The sequence below is a fragment of the Streptomyces scabichelini genome (assembly GCF_011045015.1).
In the GTDB taxonomy this organism is placed as follows: domain Bacteria; phylum Actinomycetota; class Actinomycetes; order Streptomycetales; family Streptomycetaceae; genus Streptomyces; species Streptomyces scabichelini.
The window spans coordinates 45,814-54,577 of record NZ_JAAKZY010000049.1 but is presented as its reverse complement, the minus strand read 5'-3'; the positions used below and the strand labels follow the sequence as shown (position 1 = coordinate 54,577).

Genomic DNA, 8,764 nt, shown 5'->3' with positions numbered 1-8,764 from the left:
GTCGTCGGAAGCGTCAGATGTGTACAAGAGACAGGGTGGGGCCGGGCTGGAAGTACGCAAACTCCGTGGTCACAGTCTTGCCCAGGGGCACGGCACCGGCCGCGCGCAGCCGGTCGACCAGCCAGGCGTCGGCCTCGGCGATCCGGCCCCGGCGCAGCGGGGAACCGCACTCGGTGGGCAGCCCGGCCACGTCGATGATGTCCTTGACGCCGAACGGCACACCGCTCAGTGGTCCGGCCGGTGCCCGCTCTGCCTGCGCGCGGGCGCCGTCGGCGTCGACCAGGACCCAGGCACGGAGGTCGGGCTCGGTCTTTCGCAGCCGGCGCAGCGCTTCCTCGACGGCGGCCGCGTGCGTGGGTGTGCGGGCGGGCGTCATGACGGGGCGCCTTCCGGGACCAGGGGTGTGGCGTCGAGGCGGTGGAAGGCCCGGTTGAAGTAGACGAGGCTCTGCCCGCCCGATTGGGTGCGGATGTGCTCGATGTCGACGAAGAGGACGCTGTGGGAGCCCATCGGGACGGCGTGCTTGACGGTACCGACCGCGGTCACCAGGGCGTCCTTGAGGACCGGCACGTCGTGGCCGCGATCCCAGATGTCCCAGGTGAAGCGCTCGGCCATGGGCACCTTGGTGGCCCCGGCGAAGTGCAGTGCCAGCTCCTGCTGGTCACCGCCGAGAACGTTGACGCAGACGCGTCCGTTGGCTTGGAAGACGTCGTGCATGGCGCTGGCCCGGTTGACGCAGACCAGAAGGGTCGGCGGGTCGTCGGTGACCGAGCAGACGGCGCTGAGGGTGATACCGCAGCGGCCGCTCGGGCCGTTCGTGGTCAGGATGTTGACTGCTGCCGGGAGATGCGCCATGGCTTCCCGGAACTCGCTCTGGTCGGGGGTCACGGCGATGCCGCTCCTCTCCTGCTTCGGTCGGTTCTCGCTCACCACAGTTCGACCACCAGCCGCGGCGACCTCGCCCGCGACACACAGGCGGCGATCTGGTCCCCGGCCGCCTTCTCCTTGGTGGAAAGGCAGTGGTCACGGTGATCGGGATCGCCTTGGAGGACCCGCAGGACACAGGTCCCGCAGATGCCTTCGCGGCACGAGGTGTCGAGGGGGACGCCGTTGTCCTCCAGCACCTCGGCGATGGTCTTGTCCGGCGGCACCGTGTACACCTCGCCGGTGTCCAGCTCGACCTCGAAGGCGACGGCGGCCCCGGCGTCCGGCAGGTCGCCGGCCTGGAACAGCTCACGGTGGACGCGGTCCTCGGGCAGGCCCCGGGCCGCGAGCACGGTCACCTGGTCCATGAAGCCCTCAGGACCGCAGGTGTAGACGTGTGTTCCCGCGTCGGGAGTGGCCAGCGCGGCCGCCAGGGTCCTGGCCGTCGCCTCGCGCCCGAGGCCGAAGTGGAAGTCGACGCGGTCGGCGAAGGCGCTGCGTTCGAGCAGGTCGGCGAATGCGGCCCTGGCCCGGTCGCGGGCCACGTAGTGCAGCCTGAACTCGGCCCCGGCGGCGTGCAGTTCGTACGCCATCGCCAGCAGAGGCGTGATGCCGATCCCGGCCGCCACCAGATGGTGCCGCGCCGCGTCCGGGACCAGGCCGAACAGTCGGCGGGGTGTGCCGACGGTCAGCTCCGTGCCCACCGCGGCCTTGTCGTGCAGGGCTTGGGAGCCGCCCCGCGAGTTCTCTTCGCGCTTGACCGCGATGGTGTACGCGCCTGTGTCGTCGGGGGGCCCGCACAGGGAGTACGGGCGGGTGACCCCGGTGGGTCCGGTGACGTCGACGTGCGCGCCCGCCGGGTACGCGGGGAGGGCTCCCCCGTCGGAGCGGACGAGCCGCAGAACTCTGATCGAGTCGGTCTCGTCGAGGGTCTCGGTGACGGTGACAGTGAACATCCGTCCGCCTTCGCGTTCGCAAGTGACACTGACGACGCTGTCAGCGCATGTACAGGCCGCCGTTGGCGTCCCAGCAGGCTCCCGTGACCGCGTCCGCGTGCTCGGCTGCGAGCAGGACGGCCATGTCGGCGACGAAGCGGGGTCTGCCGAGTCGGCCTACCGGGATCGACGCCTCGATCTGGGCGAGCCGTTCCGGGGCGACGGTCTCGCGGACCACCGGAAGGTCCTGTGGTCCCGGGGAGATGGCGTTGACCGTCACCCCGTGCGGGCCGAGTTCGCGGGCGAACACCTTGGTCAGGGTCGCTACTCCGCCTTTGGCCGCCGCGTAGTGCGCGCCGGTCGCCGTCCCGCCGTTCTGTCCCGCGAGGGAGGCGATGTTGACAATGCGTCCGTAGCCGCGTTCGGCGAAGTACGCGCCGAAGACCTGGCAGCCGAAGAAGGTGCCGTTGAGGTTGGTGGCCACGACGGCCTCGAAACTCTCCGGGCCGATCTCCATCAGTGGTTCGACCTTGGAGTGTCCGGCGTTGTTGACCAGGACGTGCACGGCGCCCCAGCGTTCGGTCAGCCGGTCCCGGACCGCGACGAAGGCCTCCTTGTCGCGCACATCCAGGCAGAGCCCGACGGCGTAGCGCCCCTCGGGGTCGAGTTCCGCCGCTGCCCTGACCGCGGCCTCCTCGTCCAGGTCGGTGAGTGCGACGCGGTAGCCCCGGTCGTACAGCCGCCCGGCGATGCAGGCGCCCAGGCCACCGGCAGCCCCTGTCACCAGTGCGACGCGGCGTGCGCCGTCCTCGTGCGGGCTCACAGCAGGAACCCCGATGCGGTGACGGAGTCCTCCGAGTTGGCCAGGCGCACGATCTTCTGGAGGATGCGCGGGCCGTCCGGTCCGAACACGAGCCGGTGGGTGACGTCCGCGGCGAGGACGAAGGTCTCCTCACGCTTGTACCCGACGAGGATCTGCGCCGAGCAGATCCCGATCGTGTCGGCATCACGTCGGGTGACGACGAAACGGGAGACCGAGCGGACCGTCCGCGCCGCCGCGGCGGCGGAGATGGACAGTCCTCCGGTGAGGCGTTCGACGCGCATCCGGCGCATCCGGTCGTCGTCGTAGACCAGGTTGAGACGGGAGGCGAAGTCGGTGGCCTCGCGGTCGATCGGGACGACGTACTCGCCGCCCTCGGCCCACAGTTGGTCCCACTCCTCGTAGCGCCGGGCATCCAGCAGGTGGGCCTCGCGCCAGATCAGGGAGACGGCGGCCAGAGCCCTGGGGTCGCCGAGAGGCAGTCCGGCCTCCACAACAGCTTCGCTGAGGGCTTCACTCGGCATCGGTCATCATCCTCTTCCACATTGCGTACGCCTCCCGCATGCCGGTCTCGTCGGTCGCGTGCGAGGTGGCCTGTCCGAGGTCGTCGGGCTTCTCGCGGCCCAGGCCACGGTTGACGAGGATCGGCATCTCGGCGCCGCCGGCCACACCCCGCTGGACGCGGTTCCAGGCCTCGGCGTCGTCGGGGCTGCCGAATCCGAACGGGCCCTGGAAGTGCTCGTGGATCCGCAGCCGTTCGCGGTTGACGATCTCCGGGCCGCCGTCGAGGCCGAGCGCCACATGCCGGACCTCCGTCTCCGCGACCGAGAGCGGTCGCAGGACGCGGAAGAACGCCATCGACATGGCCACGTTCGGGAACAGGTTGAGGTTGAACCCGGCGCCGTGCAGGGAGCGGACGATGCGCCGCACCTTCTCGGGCGGCATGTCCTTGGACAGTTCCTCGACGATGTGGGCAAAGCGGTCCTGGAGCTTCTCGGTACCGTCGTCGACGTCGAGGTCGGCGTGTTCCGCGACGGAGACCGAGACGCTGTGACCGTTGCCGAGGGCGTGGGTGACCGCCGTCTCGTCGGTCATGATCGACAGCATGCTCGCGGTCTCGGCGTCGACCGACGACATCCAGGAACGGTGGACGATCGGAAAGTGGTACCAGTCGGTGGTGTTCTCCAGCTGGATCTTCCAGTTGCCGTTGAAGCGGAACCTGTGCTCGCCCTGCACCTTGATCGGATAGCCCGCGCCCTGCTTCATGAAGCGGTCGATCCACAGCCGGGCCCCGCCCAGGAAGTCCTCCAGCGGCTCGATGTCCTGGTCGAAGCTCGCGAAGATCATGCCCGCGTAGGTGCCGACCTTGAGCCGCTGCAGAGGCAGGTCCTTCTTCTCCACGACGTCCTCGTAGCCCTCGGGGTACGGGATGCCGCGCAGGGTGCCGTCCAGGGCGTACGACCAGGCGTGGTAGGGGCAGGTGAAGCCGTTGCCGTTGCCCTTGGGGGTCTCGCAGACGCTGGCGCCGCGGTGACGGCAGCGGTTGAGCAGGACGTTGACGCCGCCGCGGCGGTCGCGGGTGACGATGACGGGGCGGCGGCCCACCCAGGCCATCTTGAAATCGCCGGCCTTGGCGACCTCGCTCTCGTGTGCCACCCACACCCAGGTGCGGTGGAAGATGCGGTCCATCTCCCGCTCGAAGAGCGCCGGGTCGCTGTAGAGGGTCCCCGCGACGCGGTCGGACTCGACCAAAGAGGCGACGTCGGGGGTCATCGGGCCACCTCCGGCTCCGGGAGCGGGCGGCCCAGGCGCGCCTCGATCTTCATGTAGTGCCAGAGGGCGTGCTCGCCCACCTGGACGGTGCGGAAGAGGTTGCAGGCCGCGGCGACGGTCTGCTGGTCCACGACGTCGGCGAGGACATAGCAGGTCCACGGCCAGGAGTCGGACGGACCGACCATGTGCTGGTCGTCGTCCACGGTGCCGAGGACGCTGACACCGGGCAGCTCGTACAGCTGGGAGAGCATGGTCGTGAAGCCGTCCCAGACCGTCTTGCCCTGTCCGGTGGGCAGGTCGAAGAAGTTCTGGTTGACGCCGATGCAGAAGAGCACGCGCAGGGGTGTGCCGGAAGAAGCGGCCATGGGGGCCTTCCTTGGGTGTCTGTGTGTCTGGGTGTCTAGAGGTAGCCGGGGAAGGGCGGGACGCCCATGAGGACCGCGCCCGCATCGTCGTACATGCCTTCCTGGAGGAAGGCGTGCTGCGGTACGACCGAGGCGTCGCGCAGTCGGCGTTCCAAGGGGCTGCCGGTGGCGACAGCCGCGATGCCGCCGAGCTGGTAGGCGGCCCGCGTGACGTCGAAGGAGGTCTTGGCCAGGTGCGCGGAGGCCAGGCGCAGCAGGCTGGCCTGCTCGGCCGTGGCGGGGTCTCCGGCCTCGACGGTCGCCCAGGCCTCGTCGGTGGTCTCATAGAAAAAGGCACGCGCGGACCGGAGTTGGGCCTCGGCCTGTCCGACGGCGATGCGGTAGGTGGCGCGCTCGGCGGGCTTCGGGGCGCCGGTGTAGCCGGCGCGGCCGCCCTGGGCGATGACGTGGTCGAGCGCCGCGCGGGCCACGCCGAGACCGACGACGGCCAGAACCTGGGCGGCGTAGGGGACGGTCGGGTAGTGGTAGAGCGGTTCGTCCACGGTGGGCGTGCCCCCGCGGACGAACGTCCACTCCTCGGGGACCACAGCCGCGTCGACCACCAGGTCGTGGCTGCCGGTGCCCCGCATCCCGATGACATCCCAGTTCTCGGCGACCTCCACCTGCTCGGGCCGCAGCACGGCCGTCAGGGGCCGGCCGGCCCTGTCCTCGCCGGCCTTGATGCCGACGCCGAGGACATCCGCACCCTTGCAGCCGCTCGCGAACTTCCATCGGCCCGAAACGCGGTAGCCGCCCTCGACACGTTCCGCCGGCTGTACCGGGAAGAGGCCGCCGGCGAAGGCGACGTCGGGCCCGTCCGCGTACAACTCGGCCTGGGTCTCCAGGGGAAGCGCCGCCAGGTAGATGGCGGACGAACCGAAGCTCGCGACCCAGCCGGCCGAACCGTCGACCGCCGATATCCGCTCGACGAGGCGCAGGAATGCGGCGGGCGGCAGGGCGTCTCCACCGAAACGCCGTGGAACACCCGCCCGGTAGATTCCGGCATTCTTGAATTCGTCGATCACATCCGTCGGGACGTGCCCCTTCTCCTCGAATTCGGCCCGCCGCTCCGCGACCACTGCCAGCATTCGTTCGAATTGAGTCATGAGGCTGTCCCCTCGCGCTGCCGGACGGTTCTCATCCCGCTCCATGCCATCACGCTATGGGCGACAACCGAGCTGCCACAATTGGAACTTGCCCCCATGCCATAAGAGTTTTCCCCTATGTCAAGGCGTCACAGAAGGTTCTTCCGCACAACTCCCGACTGTGCGACGAGGAGAATGTTCTCCGGTCGGCCGAGCAGGGCGATGTCCTGCAAAGGATCCCCCTCGACAACCACGAAGTCGGCCGTTTTCCCGGATTCCAGAGAGCCCAGCCGGTCATCAAGTCGCAGCAGGCGTGCGGCATTCAGCGTGCCGGCCGTGATCGCGGCCAGCGGGTCCATGCCCAGTTCCACCAGATACGACAACTCGAGCAGATTACGGGCGTGCGGGACGACGCCCGCATCCGTCCCCAGAGCGATGGGCACGCCTCGCTCGATCGCGTGCGCGATGTTCTCCTTGCTGATCCCGGACCACCGGGTCTTCTTGCGGTAGTGGTACTCGGGCATCGCCGACGGGTCGAGTGGAGCGAACACCGTGGACAGGGTGGGGACGAGGAACGCGTCCTGCGCCAGGGCCAGTTCGCACAGCTCGTCGGTCATGCCGTAACCGTGCTCGATGCTGGTGACCCCGGCCCGCAGGGCGTTGCGGATGCCCGCGCCGCCCTGGGCGTGCACCGCGACGGGCTTGCCACGGTGTCGTGCCGCCTCGTCGACGACGGCTCGCAGCTCCTCGTACGTCAGGCCCTCGTCGTCGGGGTCGTCGTGCGGGCTGCCCATGCCTCCGGTGGCGCACACCTTGACGACGTCGGCTCCGGCGCGCAACACGCACCGGGCCGCGATCCGGGCTTCGTCGGCCGTGTCGGCGATCATGCCCAGGTGCGGTGCCGCGTCGACTCCGCCGGGCAGCGAGCAGTCGGCGTGTCCGCCGGTGTGGCTGATCACCTTCACCGCGACCTGAAGGCGCGGTCCGTCGATCAGGCCGCGTTCCAGGGCGGTCCGGTACCCGGAAGGGATGCCCCCCAGGTCGCGCACGGTCGTCACACCCGCGTGCAGGGTGGCGTGCAGCCGTTCGGCGATCTCGAAGGTGTCCACCGTCGGATCGGCGGCGAGTCCCGCGACCAGGCCGCGTTCCGGGGTCATGCACAGGTGCGCGTGACAGTCGAAGAAGCCGGGCAGCACCGTGCGCCCGCCCAGATCGACCGTTGTCGCGCCCGGTGTCGGGGGCGGTGCGGTGGCCGCCGGGCCCGCGTGGACGATGAGTCCGTCGTCGTCCACGACGAGGACGGCGTCGGCCACCGGGGGCGCTCCGGTGCCGTCGACAAGGACTGCGTGCTGGTACCGGGTGGTCATGGGAGTTCCGTTCGTCTCGGTTCTTGAGGGGGTTGGGGCGTGGGCAGCGTGAACCGGAAGACGGCGCCGCGCGGCTCGTTGGCGTGCACGTGCAGGTGTCCGCCGTGCCGGGTGATGATGCGGTGACTGAGGGCGAGGCCGATGCCGCTGCCGTTCGCCTTTGAGGTGAAGACGCCGTCGAAGATGCTCTCGTCGGGGGGCGGGCCGGGCCCCCGGTCCCGGACGGCGAGTTCCGCGCCGCCGTCCGCTGCGCGCCGGGTGACGACCTCCACCCGGCGCTCCGGCCGCGGGCAACGGGCCATTTCGTCGACCGCGTTGAAGGCGAGGTTCATGACGACCTGCCCGATGAGCACGTTCTCGCACAGGACGGGCAGCGATTCGGTGGTGAGGTCGAAGGCGACGTCCACCGCGTGCTCCTGGGCGCGTAGGTCGATGAAGTACGCGCAGTCACGCACGATCGTGTTGAGGTCCGTGAGCTGGGCGGACTCCTCGAGGCGGCCGACGTATCCGCGCAGGCTGCCCAGGATGCGCCGGGCCCGCTCGATCTGCCGTACCGCGTTGTCCAGGCCCCAGGCCACGGACTGGTCGCCGGAACCCTGGCCGAGCCGGCCGCGGGCACCTTCGACGAAGTTGTACGCGGCCGCCAGCGGCTGGCTCACCTCGTGGGCGATCGCCATCGCCATGTCGCCCATGGCGTTGTAGCGGGCGAGATGGTCGAGGTGCTGGGTGTCGCGGCGGTGCTGTTCCTCGGCACGGACGCGGTCGCTGATGTCGTAGAAGAGGACCATCCGGCCGTGCAGGTCACTCTCGATCTCGATGTGCTGACAGGTCGCGGCGTACCAGCGGGGCTCGCGTCCGGGAGCGGCGAAACGGTAGCGGCCCTCGCGCTCGGGTACAGCCCCGTCGCAGCAGTAGGCGGTGAAGTCCGCTCCCTGAAGTCCCCCGCCGAGCAGCCTGCCGGCCGACTCGCTGGCGAAGAGCACCCGGTGCCCCTCGTCGAGGACGACGATGCCCTCGGCCAAACCGCCGAGGAAGGCGCGCAGTCTGCTCTCCGTGCGGAACAGGTCCCGCTGCACCGCCTTCTCCTCGGCGATGTCCCGGAACTGGACCATCACCACGGCCCGCGCGGAGAGTTCGACGCGGATCGCGATCGCCTCGGTGAGGATCTCCTCTCCGTCCTTCGAGCGGTAGCACCACTCGGTGGCGCTGACACCGTGCTCGACGGCCTGGCGCAGCCAGCGGTGTCCGAGTTCCCGGCTGTACTGGCGAGCGTTCTTGCTCATGTCGGGGGCCTTGAGCGGCTTGAGTTCGTCGACTGTCCAGCCGAGCAGCCGGCAGGCCGCCCGGTTGGCCCAGAGGATCTCGAAGGTCCGGGCGTCGTGGAGCAGGACGCAGTACTTGAGGGCCTGGGCCAGTTCGCGGAAGTCTGCGGGGGCGAGGTCGTCCACGGGCATGC

Annotated in this window: 10 protein-coding genes; all 10 read right to left on the bottom strand. The window is 69.8% G+C overall.

Annotation, left to right across the window (positions count from 1 at the left end; translation table 11 throughout):
* Positions 1–13: 13 nt before the first annotated feature.
* Positions 14–376 (bottom strand): amidase family protein, encoded by a 363-nt coding sequence (locus G5C60_RS17760; protein ID WP_241266884.1) that lies wholly within the window; start codon positions 374–376, stop codon positions 14–16.
* Positions 373–930: a flavin reductase gene (locus tag G5C60_RS17755; protein ID WP_338145850.1), complete on the bottom strand. Its 558-nt coding sequence runs from the start codon at positions 928–930 to the stop codon at positions 373–375. The genes G5C60_RS17760 and G5C60_RS17755 overlap by 4 nt, the downstream gene beginning before the upstream one ends.
* Entirely contained in the window at positions 927–1,880 is a 954-nt protein-coding gene (locus tag G5C60_RS17750; protein WP_165260311.1) for a PDR/VanB family oxidoreductase, read from the bottom strand. Before G5C60_RS17750 ends, G5C60_RS17755 begins: the two co-directional genes overlap by 4 nt.
* Before the next feature lie 40 nt (positions 1,881–1,920).
* Positions 1,921–2,682: an SDR family oxidoreductase gene (locus G5C60_RS17745; protein ID WP_165260309.1), complete on the bottom strand. Its 762-nt coding sequence runs from the start codon at positions 2,680–2,682 to the stop codon at positions 1,921–1,923.
* Positions 2,679–3,203, bottom strand: a complete 525-nt coding sequence (locus tag G5C60_RS17740) for an aromatic-ring-hydroxylating dioxygenase subunit beta (RefSeq protein ID WP_165260307.1) — start codon at positions 3,201–3,203, stop codon at positions 2,679–2,681. The genes G5C60_RS17745 and G5C60_RS17740 overlap by 4 nt, the downstream gene beginning before the upstream one ends.
* Positions 3,193–4,452: an aromatic ring-hydroxylating oxygenase subunit alpha gene (locus G5C60_RS17735; protein ID WP_165260305.1), complete on the bottom strand. Its 1,260-nt coding sequence runs from the start codon at positions 4,450–4,452 to the stop codon at positions 3,193–3,195. The genes G5C60_RS17740 and G5C60_RS17735 overlap by 11 nt, the downstream gene beginning before the upstream one ends.
* Positions 4,449–4,817 carry a hypothetical protein gene (locus tag G5C60_RS17730; protein ID WP_165260303.1) on the bottom strand — a complete coding sequence of 123 codons (369 nt, stop codon included), beginning with the start codon at positions 4,815–4,817 and terminating at the stop codon, positions 4,449–4,451. Before G5C60_RS17730 ends, G5C60_RS17735 begins: the two co-directional genes overlap by 4 nt.
* Before the next feature lie 35 nt (positions 4,818–4,852).
* A complete protein-coding gene (locus G5C60_RS17725; protein ID WP_165260301.1) occupies positions 4,853–5,962 on the bottom strand; it encodes an acyl-CoA dehydrogenase family protein in 1,110 nt (369 codons plus the stop codon).
* Between the two features lie 128 nt (positions 5,963–6,090).
* The gene (locus tag G5C60_RS17720) at positions 6,091–7,308 is read right to left on the bottom strand and encodes a metal-dependent hydrolase family protein (protein WP_165260299.1); all 1,218 of its coding nucleotides are present in this window, start codon (positions 7,306–7,308) and stop codon (positions 6,091–6,093) included.
* On the bottom strand, positions 7,305–8,762 hold the full coding sequence (locus G5C60_RS17715; protein ID WP_206439656.1) for a PAS domain-containing sensor histidine kinase: 1,458 nt from the start codon (positions 8,760–8,762) through the stop codon (positions 7,305–7,307). The genes G5C60_RS17720 and G5C60_RS17715 overlap by 4 nt, the downstream gene beginning before the upstream one ends.
* Between the last annotated feature and the right edge of the window lie 2 nt (positions 8,763–8,764).